Genomic DNA, 19,491 nt, shown 5'->3' on the forward strand with positions numbered 1-19,491 from the left:
AACGCAGCCAGTATATGAACAACATTCCCTTTACTCATTGGGCAATCAACCAAGCATAAATAGCCCTTTGCATTTATCCTGAGGCAAATGCCCAGCGACGTGCGAGTTGTTTCACAAAAAATGAAACGGCTGTGATGGCGGTCACAGATGGTTGTTATCTAATTGCAGGGCCACGTACAGCAATAAACGATCGTCGAAGTTCCCCAGATCCAGGCCGGTTAATTCCGAGATACGGTTGAGGCGATATTCCAGCGTATTACGATGAATATACAGTGCCTTAGACGTAGCGGTCGGCTGAACATTATGGTGGAACCACGACGTCAGTGTGCGGCGCAGTAATCCGTTGCCATCCGTCGCTTTCAGACGCGCCAGCGGACGCACCAGTTCATCGGCCTGCCAGCCGCCACGCAGGCTGTCGAGCAGCACGGGTAAGATCAGATCCTGATAGAAGTAACACCGCTGTTCCGGCATCCGCTGTTTGCCCACACTCATGGTGGTACGTGCGGTGCGATAAGAACGGGCGATGCTGCCAGGGCCGGTAAAAAAGTTGCCAAGGGAAATGCGCACGCGCAGACGACCAGTTTCGGTCATGCGCGACAGCAGATGATCAATGCGCTGGCGGTGGCCCTCCGGATCCCAGCGATCGTAGCTGTTCAGGGCCGGTTTCAGCACCACCATTTCGGTGAGGGAAACGATAGCGATCAGATTGTCACGCTCCGGCGTGGTCAGTAAAGTTTGCAGTTGTTGCAGTTCTGCCATGGCAGAGTCCACACCGAGCTGTCCGCTGTCGACTTCCACCACCGCCGCGACACGTGGCCGGTTGAGGTCGATGCCCAGACGCTGCGCCCACTCCATCAGCGCCGGAGACAGTTCATCCACACGAATCAGGTTAAGCACCAGTTCTTCCCGCAGACGGCTGTCCTGCGCCAGCATGTGCAGCAGACGCGCCTGTTCGAGCATCATTTCGGCGGTCATACACACCAGCTCGCCATACTGACGCAACTGGGACGGATTGCCCGTCAGGCCGATAACGCCCACGATCTGACCGTCGATACGCAACGGCAGGTTGATGCCCGGACGTACACCGTGCAAATGCCGTGCAACGCCCTCGTCGATGTCGACAATGCGCTCCTGCGAAATCGCCAGCAGTGCGCCTTCGTGCAATTCACCAAGACGCTGATCATCGCCGCTGCCGATAATCCGTCCGCGACCATCCATGACATTCACATTACTATCAATAATTTGCATTGTGCGGGCAACAATTTGTTGCGCCAGCTTTGCATCGAGATGATATGCCGACATGGAACCCCTGCCTTGCTGTTTTATCGTTGTTAAAACAGCATACTCAGGCCGCGATGCCCATACATTATGCAAATGCCCAAAGAGCGAAAGCACCTATTGAAGTTGCGGGGAATATCACATTTTTAAGCAAATGCCCAACCGGCCCGGCAAAATCCACATGATTGATGAGAGTCCCTGAAAGACAGGCAAAAAAAAGCACGCGGGAGCGTGCTTTGTGTGAGGTATAGCAGGCGGAAATTACTGCGCCAGCAGGTAAATTGAGGTATCACCACGCTGAATATCCAGCGCCAGAACGTTTGGTTTGGTGTCGAGAATTTTACGCAGCTCGCCCAGATTGGTCACTTTCTGCTGGTTCACACCCAAAATGACGTCGCCTTTTTTCAGGCCGATGCGCGCGGCCGTTGAACCCGGCTTCACTTCATCGACTTTCACACCTTTCTGATCACCTGCCGCACCGTTACTCAGTTCAGCCCCTTCGATGCCGGTATAAATGTTGCCGGATTCGATTTTCGATGTCTGAGTGCTTTGCTCAATGGTCACGTCAACGTTCATCGGTTTGCCTTCACGCAGCAGGCCGAGCGTCACTTTGGTGCCGATTGGCAGGGTGCCGATATCAGCACGGAACGAGGCGAAGCTGCTGATCGGTTTACCGTTCATGCTCAGGATCACGTCACCGGCTTTAATGCCCGCTTTCTCTGCGGCAGATTTCGGCATGACCTGACTGATGAATGCACCGCGCTGTGCGTCAACTTTCATGGCTTTCGCCAGTTCAGAGTTCAGCTCGGTCCCCATAATGCCCAGTTCGCCGCGTTTCACCTGACCGAATTCGATCATTTGTTTGGACAGGTTTTTCACCATGTTACTTGGGATCGCAAAACCGATACCGATGTTGCCGCCGTCCGGTGCCAGGATCGCCGTGTTAAGGCCAATCAGTTCACCATTCAGGTTCACCAGCGCACCACCGGAGTTACCGCGGTTGATCGCGGCATCCGTCTGGATGAAGTTTTCGTAGTTCTCAATATTCAGGCCGGAACGACCCAGTGCAGAAACGATACCGGAAGTCACGGTTTCGCCCAGACCATACGGGTTACCGATAGCCACGGTGTAATCGCCCACACGCAGTTGTTCGGAATCCGCCATCTTAATGGCCGTCAGGTTTTTCGCATTCTGTAACTGAATCACCGCGATATCAGAACGCGGGTCCTTGCCGATGACTTTGGCGTCGAACTTACGGCCATCGTTTAGCTGTACGCTGATTTTGGTTGCGTTATCAACGACGTGGTTGTTGGTGACCACATAACCTTTGTCGGCATCAATGATGACGCCGGAACCCAGCGCGCGGAAATCTTCTTTCTGTTCAGGCGCAGGCTGACCGTCAGGCCCCTGACCGCCGCCCTGACATACCGGAGAACCCTGGAACGGCGAACCGTCCTGGCACAGCGGCGAATTCTGACCAAAGAATTGCTGGAACTGCTGACCCATGCGTGGTGTTTTTACCGGAGCACTGCCTTCAACGTTGACACTCACCACCGATGGCATCACTTTTTCAAGCATAGGTGCCAGGCTGGGAAGCTGAGTGGTGCTGGTGCTGGAAGACGCAGTTTCAGCAGCCAGTGCAGAAGAAACCGGGGCCATTGCCATACCGATGCTTAACGCTAATGCGCTGAGGAATAAACTCGATTTTTTCATTTTTCAGGATCTCTTAAAATTATTGTGGCAACCAAAATAGTCGCATTGCTTGGTAGTCGTGATACTGAGATGGTATTAATAGCGTGAAGTTCATCAGGGTCGAAATGACAATGGTAAAAAATTATTGTCAGCATTTACAAATGGCGTTTTTTCAAACAGTTCCGTAAAGAAAATTAAAGAGAGTTCAATTTGTCTTTTTAAAACAAATTACTCAGCCGCCATGAGTCTTCTGTATTCATCGTATGCATAAAGGTCAGTCATTCCGCTGATATAATCCTGAATCATTCGCGCACGGTAATAAAACTCCTGCGCGGCATGTTCCGCGACCGGTAATCCTTCCAGCGCCGCCACGGCATTGTTGTAAGCCAGACGATGTTTGGCTGAAATCTTATGCAGCAGACGGGTTTCAATCGGATATTTCCTGTGCGTATCCTCCTGAACTAGCTGGTTAAAATCGGTCAATGGCATATCCAGCAACGGGCTATAAATATCAAGTAATCCGCTGATCACCCGATAGCCTTGTAATTCCAGCTCCTCCACTTCGTGATGATTGAATACCTGTTTGAAGGCCACCGCTTTATAAATCTCTAACAACCGGTTGGCCTGGCTGTCATCTTCCAGCAACGCATGATTAAAGGTGCCCTGATAAATATCTTCTATATTATCAATGAACCGGCGGGCAGCATGCGGCACCAGTTGTTTCACTGTCTGAACGCGCAGCTCCATAAAGAAGTAATCCACCGGATTACGGAACGTTTTCGCTTTATCCATTTTCTCGTAAGCAGTGCGAACCACTTTATCGAAGAAGTCATTTTTCTCTATCGCGCCCCACTCACGGCACAGATAATTATAAAGCTGTTCCACGCTGAAAATACTTTTCTCAACCGCATCTTCCAGATCGGCAATGCAGTAAGAAATATCATCGGCCGCTTCCATAATGTAGGTAAGCGGAAAGCGGTTAAATTCACCCAGCCCGAGTTCACTGCGCAGTTTTTTGATGAACGGCTCTTCCGCCAGATAAAAACCCGGTTTTTTCATCAGGTAATCATGTGAAGGAAGTTTAGTCATTGAATACGCAGGGCGGGTATATTTCAGAATGCAGGCGGTCTGGCTGTAAGTCAGATTGAGTTTCAGCAAGGTGAAGACCAGCCGGATGGCCTGCGCATTGCCTTCAAAATTAGACAGGTCGTAGCGGATTTTACTGCGCAGCTGGTTCAGTTCAGCATCGTCTGGCGTCAGGCGCAAACACGTCACCAGACAGGCATCCGTTTCCTGTGGTGTTTCGCCGCAACCGGCGGTGTCCATCCGCTTAGCAAACCAGTTGTTAATGGCGGATTCACCAAAATGGCCAAATGGCGGATTACCGATGTCGTGCATCAGGCACGCCATTTCTACCACGCTTTCAAAGGGATCGGTCACCTCGTCCAGCCCGTAAGCCTCAAGCTTGTTCTGCCTGCGCAAACGGTGGAGGATCTCTTTGGCGATGTGACGACCAACCTGCTGAACTTCAAGGGAATGGGTCAGACGACTGCGGACGGCAGCATTTTTCTCCAGCGGAAAAACCTGAGTCTTTTGTTGCAGACGGCGGATGGCAGCCGAGTTGATAATGCGCCCGCGATCGCTTTCGAACTGACGGACGACATCATAGTCATCGCGTGCCTCGATCGGGGCGCTGAAAGGACGCTGAAAATTGAATTTCGTTTTAAAATCGATCCCGGACATGATTTCCCACCTTTTCAGCCACTCACACATCAAACCGACGCGCTTTTTGCAGTAGCAACCTGCACCCCAAACGGATTATTTCTTACCTTTAGCCATGATAGACTATCGCACATTGTTTTCGTGATTAAACCGTCAATTCCGCACACGCTGCGGCTCATTCCAACCACATCTGCGAGTATTCATATGAAAGTAGGCATTATCGGTGCAATGGAGCAGGAAGTGACCCTGCTGCGCGACAAGATTATCAACCGTCAGACTATCGAACGCGCAGGCTGCGAAATCTATACTGGCCAGTTAAACGGTGTGGACGTGGCGCTGCTTAAATCCGGCATTGGTAAAGTGTCTGCCGCCATGGGCACCACATTGCTGCTGGAACATTGCCGTCCTGACGTGGTGATCAATACCGGTTCCGCAGGCGGGCTGGCGAAAACCCTGAAAGTCGGTGATATCGTCGTGTCTGATGAAGTGCGTTATCACGATGCTGACGTCACCGCGTTTGGCTATGAACCGGGCCAGATGGCCGGTTGCCCGCCTGCGTTCACTGCTGATCCGGCGCTGATTGAACTGGCAGAAAACTGTATCCGTGAACTCAACCTGAACGCCGTACGCGGTCTGGTTTGCAGTGGCGATGCGTTCATCAATGGCGCAGCGCCTCTGGCACGTATCCGCGCAACCTTCCCGAATGTTGCTGCTGTCGAAATGGAAGCCGCGGCTATCGGTCACGTTTGCCACCTGTTCGGTACCCCGTTCGTGGTCGTTCGCGCAATTTCTGATGTTGCTGATGGTGAATCCCACCTGAGCTTTGAAGAATTCCTGGTGGTTGCCGCACAGCAATCCACCCTGATGGTAGATGCGATGCTGACAGCGCTGGCGGCTGGCGAAGAATAATGATGCGCCGGTTCGGCCTCATACTGAGTTGCCTGCTGCTGCCTGTGGCAGCAACTGCGGCGCCGGCCCAACGGGTGATCAGTCTGGCACCCAATCTGACAGAACTGGCATTTGCCGCCGGTCTGGGCGATCAGGTAATCGGAGTTAGTGCTTACTCCGATTACCCGCCACAGGCCAGCAAGCTTGAGCAGGTGGCGAACTGGCAGGGAATCAACGTCGAACGTATTGTGACGCTGAAACCTGATGTAGTTCTCGCCTGGCGTGGCGGTAACCCGCAACGTCCGCTGGATCAGCTGATTTCGCTGGGTATCCACGTTATCTATCTTGATCCGCAAAATGCGGAACAGGTGGCACAAGCGCTGGAACAACTTGCGGCGTACAGCCCTTCTCCGGAAAGCGCAAAACGCGCCGCTGCTGATTTTCGCCAGCAATGGCAGGCGCTGAAGCTGAAATATCATCGCCAAAAGCCGGTTTCTGCCTTTATTCAGTTCGGCACCCAGCCGCTGTTTACTGCCGCCGCGACCACAATGCAAAGTGAAGTGCTTAACGTCTGTGGTGCAAAAAATATTTTCGCCGACAGTCGTGTGCCCTGGCCTCAGGTCAGCCGGGAACAGGTTTTAAGCCGTCATCCTCAGGTTATTGTTATATCGGGCGGAAAATCACAAAAACAGGTGATCGAGGATTACTGGCGTTCCATGCTCAGCGCGCAGGTTATCGCACTGGATCCTGACTGGTTCAGCCGCGCAGGGCCGCGTATTCTTCTTGCCGCACAACAACTTTGCCCGCAGCTTGCAGCCTTGCCTCAGGGGTGAATGCTTACTAACTATTTAGCCATGCCCCCGCGAAATACCGGCATGGCGCTTTTCCGAATTGTTGCTTTATTAACCGAAATCAATAATTCTGCCCTGTCATCTGGTAACATGTCCGGCGTAAAATCCTACGTACGTTGCCAGCCCTCGATTTAACATTATCTCTTTGTATTACAGACGAAATAATAAGAATAACGGCGCGATACACGATAAAAACGTGACTTATTTCCCGATCATAAGAAATCTGGATTAAAGGCCGTAAAATTTAGACCGATAACCTTTTCAGCCAGGCTGATTTTGTTGAACTACACCAGCAGGAATAACAATAATGAAAGCTCTTTTACTCAGTGCGCTGCTCGCACTGATCCCGCTGTCGGCTGTTGCGGGCATGGCGGGCGGTCAGATTGGCGTCAGCCTGACCATCCTGCCGGGTTGCAAGATTGATGCTGCGCGCACAGGCACTTCCGTCATCTGCGCCAGCCACACGATGATGCAACCGCATATCAGCGAAATCATGCTTAATGCCGTGCCGGGAATTAGCATCGGTTCGAAGCTGGTGACTGTCGAATGGTAACCCCCTTGTGAATGCTCACTTACCTGAGCACCCTGTTCACACCGACGGTTTCAACATAAAAAAAGCCCGTCTGCATAGCAAACGGGCTTTTTCTTTAAGACGGATATTTAGATACTAAAGGAAGAACCGCAACCGCATGTCGTTTTTGCATTCGGGTTGGTCACCACAAAACGTGAACCTTCCAGACCTTCGGTATAATCCACCGAACCGCCAACCAGATATTGCAGGCTCATCGGGTCAACCACCAGCGCCACACCGGCTTTTTCGATGGTCATGTCGCCGTCATTAATTTTGTCGTCAAAGGTGAAACCGTACTGGAAACCGCTGCAACCCCCACCGGTGATGTACACGCGCAGTTTCAGGTTCGGGTTTTCTTCGTCGGAAATCAGGTTTTTCACCTTACGCGCCGCGGCCTCAGTAAACTGTAACGGCAACGCGGTTGTTTCATTCAACAATGCTTCACTCATAATTTCTCACTCCCAATCCGCATTTGTTCAGGCCGCCGGATTGACTGTCTGAATAATATACTCATTATCTTATACCTGAGTTAATGCTTCAAGTATGGGCATTTTTGGCTGCGCTGTCCTGCTTATTGATGCCTTCAGCGGCGATCTCACCCTGCGCTTTTTCCGCGTTCTCACGTTCCTGCCTCTGTAAGGTGCGGGTCAATATGGCGGAATACAAGGGCTTACCCCCCAGAAATTGCGCCAGCAGGGTCGCGCCCAGACAGGTAATGATCATCGGTAAAATCAGCTGATAATTATCGGTCATCTCCAGTACCAGCACGATACCCGTCAGCGGTGCACGCACGCTGGCGGCAAATAACGCGCCCATCCCGGCGATGGCAAAGGTGGCAGGCTGAATACCATATTGCGGAAACCACGCCAGTGCGGCGGTACCGAATGCGGTGCCGAGCAAAGTGCCCAGCGCCAGCATCGGAGCGAAAATCCCGCCCGGTGCGCCGGAGGCAAAGCACAGCAGCGTAGTCACCACCCGGACAACAAAGATCACCAGCAACATCATCAGGCTGTATTTTCCTGCCGCCGCCAGCGGGATCAACGCAAATCCGCCACCGGTGACTTCCTGATGCACCAGCCCGAGCAGGCCGCAGAATCCGCCCAACATGCCGCCGATGATCAGGATTTTTCGCAGATTTCCGCCATGTACACGGGCAAACATATCCTGTGTGCGGAAAATCAGCGCATTGAAACTGACGCCGACCACACCAAAGACCATGCCCAGCACCAGATACAACCACAGCGTATTGAGCGGCGCACTCGCCAGCCTGCCGACTTCAATCACCGCGCCGTCGCCGTTAAAAATACGGAAAACGATACTCGACATGATCACGCCGATAAACACCGCTTTTATCGAGATCAGGCTGTAACGGAACTGCAGGCGCATCTCTTCGAGAATGAACAGGATACCGGCGAGCGGTGCGTTAAATGCCGCAGAAAGCCCGGCCGCCGCGCCGGTAGCCAGCAACGAATGCCGCGCCTCCGCGCTGCGCAGCCGGAAAATATCGACCATCATTTTCCCGACATTCGCGCCCATCTGCACGGTTGGCCCTTCCCTTCCCAGCACCATACCCGCACCCAGCGTGCCCATGCCGCCAAAGAATTTCACCGGGATCACCCGCCACCAGCGCACCGGCCGTAATTCCTCCAGTGCGCCTTCGATTTCAGGGATCCCCGAACCGCCCGCTTCAGGCGCATAACACCGGACCAGATAATAGCCGACCATCGCCAGCGCGGCAGAAAACACAAATGTCAGCGGCCACAGCAGGATCCAGTAATCATTGAAGACGCCCAGCCCGGCAAGCCGGACCGCCATCACCCAGTTCACTGCTTTCTCAAAAGCCACGCCGAGTAAGCCGGCAACCGTACCGACCACTGCGGCGACCAGCAAAATGGTGACCGGCGTTTTATCACGACGCAGTAAAAGGCGCAGGATTTCGCTGCGTTTGCGCGGGCCGCGCACGGGCGCATCCGCTAAAATTTCAGTGTCTGATTCATTCATCTCAGAAAGGGAAATATAAAAAATGTTATGGAAGATGGATGGATTTAATCATACAAATTGGCGTCCTGACAGGATCTGCAACAAAATGCCGCACGGTTAGCGGTTTGATAACGCCGCTCAGTTCACTAGAATGGGCGCATTAATCTTTCCGTGACATATTGAACCCAGCAATTCAGGAGCCGAATAATGAGTAAGTCAGAAAGTCTGTTCACGCAGGCGCAAGCGCTAATCCCGGGCGGTGTTAACTCGCCGGTACGTGCCTTCTCCGGCGTTGGCGGCGTCCCCTTATTCATCGCGCGCGCTGACGGCGCTTTCCTGTTTGATGCCGATGGTAAAGCCTACATTGACTACGTGGGTTCATGGGGACCGATGGTGCTTGGCCATAACAACGCCGAAATCCGCAATGCGGTGATTGAGGCGGCTGAGCGCGGCCTGAGCTTTGGTGCACCGACCGAGATGGAAGTGAAAATGGCCGAACTGGTGACCGGCCTGGTGCCTAGCATGGACATGGTGCGTATGGTGAACTCCGGCACCGAAGCGACGATGAGCGCGATCCGTCTGGCGCGTGGTTTCACCCATCGCGATAAAATCGTTAAATTCGAAGGCTGCTATCACGGCCACGCCGACTGCCTGCTGGTGAAAGCCGGTTCCGGCGCGCTGACCCTCGGCCAGCCGAACTCGCCGGGTGTCCCGGCTGATTTCGCCAAACATACGCTGACCTGTACCTATAACGATCTCGATTCCGTCCGTGCTGCATTCGAGCAATTCCCTGACGACATCGCCTGCATCATCGTGGAGCCGGTCGCAGGCAACATGAACTGCGTGCCGCCATTACCGGAATTCCTGCCGGGTCTGCGCGCAATTTGTGATGAATTTGGCGCACTGTTGATCATCGACGAAGTGATGACCGGTTTCCGCGTCGCACTGGGCGGTGCTCAGGAGTATTACGATGTGATGCCTGACCTGACCTGTCTGGGTAAAATCATCGGCGGCGGCATGCCGGTGGGCGCATTTGGCGGACGCCGCGACGTGATGGAAGCGCTGGCACCGACCGGTCCGGTTTATCAGGCAGGCACGCTTTCCGGTAACCCGATTGCCATGGCGGCCGGTATTGCCTGCCTGACGCAGGTCGCGCAACCGGGCGTACATCAGACCCTGACCGAACGCACCACCCAACTGGCCGAAGGCTTGCTGGACGCGGCGCAGAAAGAAAATATTCCGTTCGTGGTGAACCACGTCGGCGGCATGTTCGGGCTGTTCTTCACCGATGCAGAAACCGTGACCTGCTATCAGGACGTGATGAAATGCGACGTTGAGCGTTTCAAAAAGTTCTTCCATCTGATGCTGGAAGAAGGCGTTTACCTGGCCCCTTCCGCCTTCGAAGCAGGCTTTATGTCTCTCGCGCATACGCCGGAAGATATTCAGCGCACCATCGATGCCGCTCGTCGTTGTTTCGCTAAGCTGTAACTTTAAGTTTTAAAAATAACCAGGGGGAGATCTCCCCTGGTTAATATATTATTAAGTTCATTTAAAAAATTTTAAAAAATATAATTCCAGCCATTCATAATATTCATTCGTAAAATGAATACCATAAAGGAATTATATTTATATGGACTATAAAAAATATTTAATTTCTCCAACAACGGTTAATTTACCTGTTAACTCCAGGCTTTGCTTACTCAGCATCGCACTGTATACCGCACTTCCAATTTTCTTAACACAAAGTCTTTCTTCAGCGATGGCATCCTCACCGTCCGTACAATCGCCCCCCGCAGGAACAGGCCTGACAACGATGTCATACAATGGTACTAACGAATACTTCAGGCCTACCGAAAGCTATACCGACCTCACGGGTGCTGCGATAGTTGTTAACGGTGATGGGAATACGTTAGACATGCGCCCCTATGAAGAGGGCGTATTTCTCTACTCTACTGACGTAACAGGAAAGAGCGGGATTGTATTTAATGGAAACGATTCAACCCTGATTAATAATGTCGATATTACAGCGACCGGAACCGAACTCGGCGGTGTCGATGCGGCTGTAAATATGAAAGGCACCGGGGTAGTCAATAACTCGGGCAATATTGATTCTCAATCCGACGCTATTTATCTCGCGAAATTCTCAACCGTCAACAACCACGGCACAATAACCGCATCGAACCCTGACAGTACACGCACGGCTGTCTATTTTAATAGCGGAGGAGACTTTAACAACAGTGAAGTTGGTCAGGTAGAAAGCACAGGCTATGGCGTGGTTTTCAACGCCAAAACAGCCGGAGATCCGCAAAGCCAGCTGCTGAATTCAGGAATTATCACCGGCAGGGTAAATGGCGTTGTCGGCAGGGGAAATGCCGAAGGGGCAATTATCAATCAGGCCGGGGGAATAATAAGCTCTGAGCAGGGTTCAGGCATTGCAATTTCGGATACCGCAAGTTTCGACATTACTAATTACGGAACTATCACCGGACAAGAAGCCGCTATTCGTTTCTCAGGCACAGGCAGCAACTCACTGGCACTGAGTACCGGATCCATGCTCAATGGCGACGTTATCAGCAGCACCGCCGACACTAACACCCTGATGCTTTATGAAACGGGTACTGAAGATGCCAACTTTACCGGCTCTTCTGCCAGCACGGGGTTCAAAACACTGACGATGGATGGCAATGCCTGGACGCTGTCCGGTGATATCAATCTCACCGGCAGCGATGAATCCACATTGCTTGTTAACAGCGGCGTGCTGACCCTGAGCGGCAATGTCACCTCGGCAGGTAAGACCCTGATTAATAGCGGTGGAGGAATGTTGGTTGATACAACGGGTTCCCTGACGACACCAGAAATTAATATCGCGGAAAGTGCCTGGTTTGCTTCAACGGGTACGGTCACGGGCGACATTCATAACAGCGGTACCGTTATGGCCTATAACGCCCTGGCCGGCAATGAATCGGCAGCAGCAGGTACGACAACGTTACAAGGGAATATGAATAACGCCGGCACATTGTTGCTGGGCGGGGGGCAGACCGGAAATACCTATATCATTGCTGGCGACTATACAGGTGATAACGGCGCTGTTGTTATCAACAGTGAGCTTGGCGGCGATGAATCTCTTACCGATAAACTGGTGATTCAGGGTAATAGCTACGGGCAATCCTCCCTGACCGTCAATAATATCGGCGGAATGGGGTCGGAAACCCTGCAAGGTATGGAAGTGATCAGTGTCGGTGGCACTTCTGCCGGGCAGTTCTCGCTGGGAAATCGTGCGGTTGCCGGGGCTTATGAATACAATTTATTTCAAAATGAAAACGATGGGAGTTGGTATCTGATGTCAGCAGCAACGCCGGATCCGACACCCGCCCCAGACCCAACGCCTGAACCGGATCCTGTCCCTGATCCTGCTCCCGAACCGACTCCTGACCCAATTCCCGATCCGGTTCCGACCCCTGACCCAATTCCCGATCCGGTTCCGGTTCCTGAACCATCGCTTTATCGTCCTGAAACCGGCGCTTATCTCGGTAACCAGCTGGCGGCACAGCGTATGTTCACTTTGCAGTTGCATGACCGGGGCACCGCACAAAAGAGCAGCGATGAACGTGCATGGCTACTGATTCATAATGACGCCACCAGTCTCAATGCTGCGGACGGTGATTTGTCACTGGATACCAACATTACAACCCTGCAATTGGGAACCAGCCTCCTGACTGAGGATACAATACAGGGTGGCCAGTACCAGTTAGGTATTATGGCGGGTATAGGGGACAGCAGAACCAAATCTAATGCTGACGGTAGTCATTACAGAGCAACCGGTAAGGTCAACGGTTACAGCCTCGGCGCCTACGCCACCTGGTATCAGGATGCGAAATATCAGAAAGGCTGGTATGTCGACAGTTGGGCGCAATATGCCTGGTATGACAATAGCGTACAAGGCAACGGTCTGGACCCGGAAAACTACAGCAGCCAGGGTGTACAGGCTTCAGTGGAAACAGGATATCTGTTGGCTTTCGGCCAGTCCTCATCCCGTGAATGGACGGTTGAGCCTCAGGTGCAGGTCATCTATAACCGCTATGACAGTGAAAATCATACCGAAACCAATGGCAGCCGAATCGCTGGTGGCACTGACGATTCATTGCTAAGCCGGACTGGGGTTCGCTTATCAAACCGGAGTATCACGGATAACAATGCCCTGATCCCTTACGTTGAAGCGAATTGGGAAAACGGTCAGTACGTTGACTCCCTGAACTTTAACGGTGATGCCGTGAGTAATGATATGCCGGAAAATCGCTACGGGTTACGTGTCGGCCTGACCGGAAAAGCCGCTGAAAATATGCAGATTTGGGGACAGGCTGGCTCTTATATTGGCGAGAACGATTACACCAATTATCAGGCAGCCGTAGGCGTGAAAGTTAACTTTTAAGTCCACACTGACGATATTAAGGGCGCTCACCGGAGCGCCCTTTTTTGTTAATTCGCCTGCTTTCTCAGCAGATAAATAAAGTACGGCGCACCGATAAAGGTGGCGAGCAGACCAGCCGGGATCTGATCCGGGAAAATGATCATCCGTCCGCACCAGTCCGCAAAGACCATCAACAACCCGCCGAGAATACTGGCGACCATCCACTGCGGAACCGCCCGGCGAAAGCCCATCATGCGCGCCATATGGGGTGCCATCAGCCCGACAAAACTCAGCGGCCCGACAGTCAGCGTTGCCGCCGCAGTCATCACCGCCGCCAGCAGTAAAATCGCCAGGCGGGTAGGCGTCAGCGCCAGTCCGACTGATTTCGCGGTCACGCTCCCCAGCGGTAAAATATTTATCCAGCGGCGGCAGAATGGCACAAGAACCATCAGCACCCCGGCCAGAATCAGCGTTCGCCAGGCGGCTTCAGCGGATACGGAATAGGTTGAACCTGAAAGCCAGGTCAGCAGGCCACCCATTCGCGGATCGCCGCTCGCCAGCAGCAACGTCATCAGCGTGGTGAAAGCTGTACTGAGCGCGATACCGGTCAGTAACATACGTTCGGCCGAAAAACTTCGCAGCCCCGAGGCCACCATAATCACCAGCAACGTCAGCGCCGCACCCGCACTGCCCGCAGGCAGCAGCCAGACAAAGGCATCGCCCGGGACGATAAACATCATCACCACCACGCCGGTCGCCGCACCGGAACTGATCCCCAGCACTTCCGGGCTGGCCATCGCATTACCGGTCAGTTTTTGGATCAGCACACCGGATGACGCCAGCATAATACCCGCAGCCAGCGCCGCCATCACGCGCGGCAAACGCCACGGCAGCAGCGCCTGTAAATCTGCACCGGTGGACCAGCTCCAGCCAGTGGCATTGCGTCCGGCCATCAGTGCAACCATCAGCCCGAGTAACAGCACGGCGAGCGCCAGTGACATCCAGCGCACCAGATGCTGACGTTCAACCGGTACGTGATCGCCCTGATCCATTGGCGGCGGTGTCATGTTATTGCGTAAACGCGGCAGCAGCCATAACAGCAGCGGCGCGCCCACCAGCGCTGTCGCGGCACCGGTCGGAATCTCCATCCAAAATGTGGTGAGGGTTTGCATCACCTGATCGGTAAGCCAAAGCAGCAGCGCACCGATAACCGGCGCAATGATCAGCCGTGCAGCCAGACGACGTGCACCGAGCATTTTCGCCAGAAGCGGGGCAAACAGGCCGATAAAACCGATGATCCCGACCGCATTGACCAGTTGCGCACTCATTAAAATCGCCAGCGTCAGCACAGCAAGACGCGCCGCTGACAGGCCGAGGCCAAGATTTTTGGCGACGCCATCATCCAGCCCCAGGAGCGTCATCGGACGCTGCAACAAAAATGCCAGCAGCCAGACGATAATCACCCGCGGCAGCAGGAAGTTCGCGATATCCCAGTCCTGCTGGTTCAGCGCCCCGCTGCTCCACATGTACAGACTTTGCAGGTTCTGGTAGTTGAAGATGCCAATCAGGCCATTCACCGCTCCGCAATACAAGCCCAGCACCAGACCGGCGAGGATCAGCGTGACCGGTGACATGCGTTTGCCCCAGGCGATGCCGAACACCAGTGCACCAATCACCACCGCGCCAGCCATGGCGGCAAACTGCTGGGTGATCATCCCGCCCGGCAGTGCCCACAACGTGGCGACCGTCAGGCCGAGCTGCGCGCCTGCCGAAACACCCAGCGTCGCGGGCTCTGCCAGCGGATTACGTAATACCTGCTGGAACAGCAAACCAACCAGCCCCAGCCCGGCACCGGCCAGCAAGGCCACAGCGACGCGCGGCAGCAGGCTGTAATGGAAAAGCATCTGCTGGACATTATCGATATCAGGCTGCCACAACGCCCCGCGCCACTGTGCATAAGGCAGTTGCTGATTCAGGTTGTAGAGACTGAGCACACCGGCGGCCAGCGCCAGAAGTATAAGGAGAGTCAGCGAAACGCTGAGTGAACGGCGGTTCATACCGGTTTCCCCAGAGTGCTGGTGAGAATTTTACAGAAATTCATCGCGCTGAAGGTTGCACCGTAATACCAGACGGCGGGCACGATGCTGAACTGGTTCGCGCGCACAAACGGCATGGATTTCCACAGCGGCGTTTTTGCTACTGCCTCCATCATGTCGGCGTTGTCGTGTTCGAAACACAATACGCGGGCGTTTTTAATGCTGGTCAGGCGCTCGACGCCGACCGATACGCTGCCCCAGAAACTGCCTTCCCCGGCCCAGGCGTTGATCAGCCCGAGCTCACCCATCACTTCATGGAACATGCTGCCCATGCCAAACACCAGAACGTGGCGCGTATCAATAAAGGTGATTAACAGCAGCGGCTGCTGCGCGACCGGCTTCAGCTGTTCGCGGGTTTGCAACAGCGTGTCACGGTACAGCTGCAAATGCGTTTCGGCGCGATCCTGTAAACCGAGACGATCCGCCAGTTTATGCAGGGAACTGATGGCCAGATTGAGCGGTTTTGCCGAACCGTCATTGGCTTTGACACCCAGAACCGGCGCGATGGATTCGAGCTGACTGGTCGTCGGACCATAACCGGCGGTGATCAGCAGCAGCGAAGGTTTTAGCTGCTGGATAAGTTCCATATTGGGTTCGGTACGCTGACCGACATCAATCACGCCCGGTGCCAGCGGTGGTTCAACCACCCAGGTGTTGTAATTACGGATATCGGCAATCGCCAGCGGCATCACGCCGAGTGCGATCAGCAGTTCAGCCGGTAACCATTCGAGAGCAATAATGCGGCTGAGATCGGGACGCGATGCCGACAGCGCAGGCAACGAGGTCAGCAACGGAGAAAGCGCCATCATCTGCAACAGACGACGACGGGTGATTCCGGAAAAATTTGAAATATCAGACATATCAGTATACGAAGCTCACCGGCGCGCCACCCGCAGGATGCGGCAGAATACCCATCGGAATGCCATAAATCTGTTCCAGTACCTCGCCGCGCATCATCTCTTCCGGCGCGCCCTGGGCAATCATTTCACCACCGCGCAGCGCCATCAGTTGATCGCAATAGCGGGCAGCCATGTTCAGATCATGCAGCACGGCGATCACGGTTAAGCCCTTCTCACGGCTCAGACGCTGGATCAAGGCCAGCACATCTTTCTGATGGGCGATATCCAGCGCAGAAGTCGGTTCATCGAGCAGCAGGCAACGGCTGTCCTGCGCCACCATCATCGCCAGCCAGGCACGCTGACGTTCGCCGCCGGAGAGGCTGTCCACCAGACGCCGGGCGAACGGTTTGAGGCCGACCAGCGTAATGGCTTCTTCGACCTTTTCTTTATCCTGATGTTTGAAACGACCCAGTGCGCCGTGCCACGGATAGCGGCCAATCGCCACCAGTTCCTGCACGGTCATGCCTTCTGCGGCGGGGAGCTGCTGCGGCAAATAGGCAACCTGACGCGCAAAGGCTTTGCTGTCCCACTGCGCCAGCGGCGTGTCATTGAGGTAAATCGTTCCGGATGTCGCCGCCTGATGCCGCCCGAGCATTTTTAATAACGTCGACTTTCCTGACCCGTTGTGACCAATCAGGCCACACACTTTCCCCTGCGCAAAGGTCAGGGATAATGGCGCGAGAAGCGTGCGTCCCGGGACGCTGAAACTCACGTCCTGCAGGCGGAAGACGCTGTCTGGCAGCGGGGAAGACGGATGTACGTTGTTATCAGGCATAAGATTTTCTACGTCGACATCGGGTTGAGAACAGGAAACGGGCACGACCTGCGTGCCCGGATTTTAGTGCTTACATACTGACTATTCGAAGACTCTTAAAAACGGAAGGTTGCGGTGGCAACCACCTGACGCTCCGCGCCCCAGTAACAGGCGTAATCGCGGTAGCAGCTTGCCACATACTCGCGATCCAGCAGGTTATTGACGTTCACGCCAACGGAAGAGCCCGGCAGACCAAAGCGTGCGAGATCGTATTTGATCGTCGCATCAACCAGTGTGTAACCGGCAACATTAAAGGCTTCGTTAGTCTTATCGCCCGTCGTGTAGAAGCTGGAGGTTGAACCGAAGTAACGAACGCCGGAACCCACAGTCAGGCCGCTCAGTGCAGTTTCGTGGAAGGTGTAATCCGCCCACAGTGATGCCATGTTCGCAGGCACTTCAGCAGGACGCTTGCCTTCATAAGCAAGGTCGTGCGTGTACTTCGCATCGGTATAGGTGTAAGACGCCGTCATGTTGATGTTGGCGTTGAGTGCGGCTTTCGCTTCCAGTTCCAGACCACGGGAACGAATCTCACCTGACTGAACGCTGAAGGTATTCGTCTGATCGGTAGGATCGTTGGTCAGGTTTTTGGTTTTCGTCAGCTGATATACGGCTGCCGTCAGACTGATCGGACGATCGTTCGGAATGTATTTCACACCCGCTTCGTACTGTTTACCGATTGATGGATCAAACGGCTTCCCATCCTTGTTAGAACCCGCTGTCGGTTCAAAGGATTCGCTGTAGCTGAAGTACGGGGAGATACCGTTATCAAACAGGTAATTCAGACCGCCGCGCCAGGTGAACTGTTGGTCATTAATTTGCGTAGCGCTGTTGCTTGAACGGGTAAACGTCGAGCTTTTTGCGAAATCGTAACGACCGCCGACGGTCAGGATCCACTTGTTCCATTCCGCCTGATCCTGTGCGTACAGACCGGTTTGCTCCTGACGGTTGAGAACTTCATACGGGAAGTACAAGGACACATTACTGTTGCCGTACTGCGGGTTGCTCATGTTCAGATTACTGGCGGAACCATAATCGGCATCAATGTCGTTACGCATACGCATGTAATCCACACCCATCAGCAAGGTGTGATCGACATCTGCGGTGGCAAATTTAGCCTGCGCCTGGGTATCCACATCGAAGTTAGCCAGTTTCTCTTTTGACTGAACGTACGCGCGGCTCATCACGCCATTCCCGACATAACCGGTGCCGTAAACGCCTTTGTATTGGGTATCGAGTTTGGTGTAACGCAGGTTCTGACGCACGGTCCAGGTGTCGTTAAAGCCGTGTTCGAAGCTGTAACCGACCATTTTCTGGTTGCGGGACATCTTGTTGCTTTCTTCGCCTTCGTTGAAGTCGGTCGGCAACTTGTGTGCTTTTCCGTTGGCGTCGTAATACGGCACCACGGTGCCCTGACGCGGTAACCAGCCGTAGAAACCGGCATCCGGATCGTTCTGGAAGTTGCTCAGGAAAGTGAAGCTGGTTTTATCATCAGGACGCCAGGTGAAAGACGGCGCGATACCGTAGCGTTTCTCTTTCGCCATCTCCTGCTGAGTATCCTGGCTGTGCGCCACGCCGGTCAGACGGTAGGAATACACGCCCGCGTCGTCGATGGCGTCGCTGAAATCAAAGCCGGTCTGGTACAGGTTGTCGGTACCCATTTTGAACTGCACTTCTTTCAGCGGTTCAGTGGTCGGGCGTTTACTGACCATGCTGACTACGCCGCCCGGATTACTCTTACCGTACAGAACGGAAGACGGCCCGCGCAGCACTTCAACACGCTCGAGCATGTACGGATCCATCGACACTTCAGAATAGTTGTCACCCTGAAGTTTGATGCCATCGAGATACTGGTTGGTGTTCACCGATGTGAAACCGCGGATAGCGATCGCATCATAGGTGGAAGAACTGCCACGGCTGGCGAAAACGCCCGGCGTGTAGCCCAAGGCTTCTTTTACTGAAGCAGGCTGTTTCATGTCCATTTCTTCACGGGTCACCACGGAAATAGATTGTGGCGTTTTCACCAGTGGCGTGTCGGTTTTTGTGCCGGTCGCGCTGTGTTTTGCCGCGATAGTGGCCGCCGGCCCCCACGCAGATTCGGGTGCCGCTTCGGCCATTGCCGAGCTGGTCACGTTTATAGTGTCTTCTTTTGCCGGGGCTGTGGTGGCTGCACTCGCATAAAACGCGGCAGAGCCGAGCGCAGCGGCGAGGGTTAAAGCTAACGTCCGGCGCTTAAATGCACCTTTTTGGACTGAAGTTGAAAGCGAGCATTGAGAAGCCATTGCATAATCTCTG

The 19,491-nt window shown here is 53.9% G+C and carries 14 protein-coding genes; 5 read left to right on the forward strand and 9 right to left on the reverse strand.

Annotated features, from left to right (window positions below):
* Window positions 1-141 precede the first annotated feature (141 nt).
* The 3 genes from DXU84_RS09935 to dgt form a co-directional block, all read right to left on the reverse strand.
* The gene (locus DXU84_RS09935) at window positions 142-1,302 is read right to left on the reverse strand and encodes a CdaR family transcriptional regulator (protein WP_013576926.1); all 1,161 of its coding nucleotides are present in this window, start codon (window positions 1,300-1,302) and stop codon (window positions 142-144) included.
* A gap of 237 nt (window positions 1,303-1,539) precedes the next feature.
* Window positions 1,540-2,991, reverse strand: a complete 1,452-nt coding sequence (degP, locus tag DXU84_RS09940) for a serine endoprotease DegP (RefSeq protein WP_013576927.1) — start codon at window positions 2,989-2,991, stop codon at window positions 1,540-1,542.
* A 207-nt stretch (window positions 2,992-3,198) separates the two neighbouring features.
* A complete protein-coding gene (gene dgt / locus DXU84_RS09945; protein WP_013576928.1) occupies window positions 3,199-4,713 on the reverse strand; it encodes a dGTPase in 1,515 nt (504 codons plus the stop codon).
* Between the two features lie 183 nt (window positions 4,714-4,896).
* Between dgt and mtnN the strand changes: the two genes are divergently transcribed.
* The 3 genes from mtnN to DXU84_RS09960 all read left to right on the forward strand — a co-directional run bounded on the left by mtnN (window position 4,897) and on the right by DXU84_RS09960 (window position 6,984).
* A complete protein-coding gene (mtnN, locus tag DXU84_RS09950) occupies window positions 4,897-5,601 on the forward strand; it encodes a 5'-methylthioadenosine/S-adenosylhomocysteine nucleosidase (protein ID WP_013576929.1) in 705 nt (234 codons plus the stop codon).
* Window positions 5,601-6,413, forward strand: a complete 813-nt coding sequence (btuF, locus tag DXU84_RS09955; RefSeq protein WP_131638344.1) for a vitamin B12 ABC transporter substrate-binding protein BtuF — start codon at window positions 5,601-5,603, stop codon at window positions 6,411-6,413. Before mtnN ends, btuF begins: the two co-directional genes overlap by 1 nt.
* A gap of 325 nt (window positions 6,414-6,738) precedes the next feature.
* Window positions 6,739-6,984: a hypothetical protein gene (locus DXU84_RS09960; protein ID WP_015690401.1), complete on the forward strand. Its 246-nt coding sequence runs from the start codon at window positions 6,739-6,741 to the stop codon at window positions 6,982-6,984.
* Between the two features lie 107 nt (window positions 6,985-7,091).
* On the opposite strand, the gene erpA is transcribed toward DXU84_RS09960, so the two are convergent.
* On the reverse strand, window positions 7,092-7,451 hold the full coding sequence (gene erpA, locus DXU84_RS09965; RefSeq protein ID WP_013576932.1) for an iron-sulfur cluster insertion protein ErpA: 360 nt from the start codon (window positions 7,449-7,451) through the stop codon (window positions 7,092-7,094).
* Between the two features lie 88 nt (window positions 7,452-7,539).
* Window positions 7,540-9,003 (reverse strand): H(+)/Cl(-) exchange transporter ClcA, encoded by a 1,464-nt coding sequence (gene clcA / locus DXU84_RS09970; protein WP_013576933.1) that lies wholly within the window; start codon window positions 9,001-9,003, stop codon window positions 7,540-7,542.
* 186 nt (window positions 9,004-9,189) lie between these two features.
* Here clcA and hemL point away from each other — a divergent pair, with 186 nt between their 5' ends.
* Window positions 9,190-10,470, forward strand: coding sequence for a glutamate-1-semialdehyde 2,1-aminomutase (gene hemL / locus DXU84_RS09975; protein ID WP_013576934.1), 1,281 nt, complete (start codon window positions 9,190-9,192; stop codon window positions 10,468-10,470).
* A 142-nt stretch (window positions 10,471-10,612) separates the two neighbouring features.
* On the forward strand, window positions 10,613-13,411 hold the full coding sequence (locus DXU84_RS09980; protein ID WP_153375579.1) for an autotransporter outer membrane beta-barrel domain-containing protein: 2,799 nt from the start codon (window positions 10,613-10,615) through the stop codon (window positions 13,409-13,411).
* A 47-nt stretch (window positions 13,412-13,458) separates the two neighbouring features.
* On the opposite strand, the gene fhuB is transcribed toward DXU84_RS09980, so the two are convergent.
* The 4 genes from fhuB to fhuA all read right to left on the reverse strand — a co-directional run bounded on the left by fhuB (window position 13,459) and on the right by fhuA (window position 19,478).
* On the reverse strand, window positions 13,459-15,447 hold the full coding sequence (gene fhuB / locus DXU84_RS09985) for a Fe(3+)-hydroxamate ABC transporter permease FhuB (RefSeq protein ID WP_153375581.1): 1,989 nt from the start codon (window positions 15,445-15,447) through the stop codon (window positions 13,459-13,461).
* Entirely contained in the window at window positions 15,444-16,346 is a 903-nt protein-coding gene (gene fhuD / locus DXU84_RS09990; protein ID WP_153375583.1) for a Fe(3+)-hydroxamate ABC transporter substrate-binding protein FhuD, read from the reverse strand. Before fhuD ends, fhuB begins: the two co-directional genes overlap by 4 nt.
* Window position 16,347: 1 nt before the next feature.
* Window positions 16,348-17,160: a Fe3+-hydroxamate ABC transporter ATP-binding protein FhuC gene (gene fhuC / locus DXU84_RS09995; RefSeq protein ID WP_153375585.1), complete on the reverse strand. Its 813-nt coding sequence runs from the start codon at window positions 17,158-17,160 to the stop codon at window positions 16,348-16,350.
* Window positions 17,161-17,255: 95 nt separating this feature from the next.
* Window positions 17,256-19,478 (reverse strand): ferrichrome porin FhuA, encoded by a 2,223-nt coding sequence (fhuA, locus tag DXU84_RS10000; RefSeq protein WP_126125134.1) that lies wholly within the window; start codon window positions 19,476-19,478, stop codon window positions 17,256-17,258.
* Between the last annotated feature and the right edge of the window lie 13 nt (window positions 19,479-19,491).

Origin of the sequence: Rahnella sp. RcJ3, assembly GCF_009498575.1 — a bacterium.
Taxonomy (GTDB): Bacteria; Pseudomonadota; Gammaproteobacteria; order Enterobacterales; family Enterobacteriaceae; genus Rahnella; species Rahnella aceris.

Excerpts from the sequence above, each read along its gene's own strand:
- DXU84_RS09935 (WP_013576926.1), bottom strand. The coding sequence starts at position 1,302 with ATGTCGGCATATCATCTCGATGCAAAGCTGGCGCAACAAATTGTTGCC.
- degP (WP_013576927.1), bottom strand. The coding sequence starts at position 2,991 with ATGAAAAAATCGAGTTTATTCCTCAGCGCATTAGCGTTAAGCATCGGT.
- dgt (WP_013576928.1), bottom strand. The coding sequence starts at position 4,713 with ATGTCCGGGATCGATTTTAAAACGAAATTCAATTTTCAGCGTCCTTTC.
- mtnN (WP_013576929.1), top strand. The coding sequence starts at position 4,897 with ATGAAAGTAGGCATTATCGGTGCAATGGAGCAGGAAGTGACCCTGCTG.
- btuF (WP_131638344.1), top strand. The coding sequence starts at position 5,601 with ATGATGCGCCGGTTCGGCCTCATACTGAGTTGCCTGCTGCTGCCTGTG.
- DXU84_RS09960 (WP_015690401.1), top strand. The coding sequence starts at position 6,739 with ATGAAAGCTCTTTTACTCAGTGCGCTGCTCGCACTGATCCCGCTGTCG.
- erpA (WP_013576932.1), bottom strand. The coding sequence starts at position 7,451 with ATGAGTGAAGCATTGTTGAATGAAACAACCGCGTTGCCGTTACAGTTT.
- clcA (WP_013576933.1), bottom strand. The coding sequence starts at position 9,003 with ATGAATGAATCAGACACTGAAATTTTAGCGGATGCGCCCGTGCGCGGC.
- hemL (WP_013576934.1), top strand. The coding sequence starts at position 9,190 with ATGAGTAAGTCAGAAAGTCTGTTCACGCAGGCGCAAGCGCTAATCCCG.
- DXU84_RS09980 (WP_153375579.1), top strand. The coding sequence starts at position 10,613 with ATGGACTATAAAAAATATTTAATTTCTCCAACAACGGTTAATTTACCT.
- fhuB (WP_153375581.1), bottom strand. The coding sequence starts at position 15,447 with ATGAACCGCCGTTCACTCAGCGTTTCGCTGACTCTCCTTATACTTCTG.
- fhuD (WP_153375583.1), bottom strand. The coding sequence starts at position 16,346 with ATGTCTGATATTTCAAATTTTTCCGGAATCACCCGTCGTCGTCTGTTG.
- fhuC (WP_153375585.1), bottom strand. The coding sequence starts at position 17,160 with ATGCCTGATAACAACGTACATCCGTCTTCCCCGCTGCCAGACAGCGTC.
- fhuA (WP_126125134.1), bottom strand. The coding sequence starts at position 19,478 with ATGGCTTCTCAATGCTCGCTTTCAACTTCAGTCCAAAAAGGTGCATTT.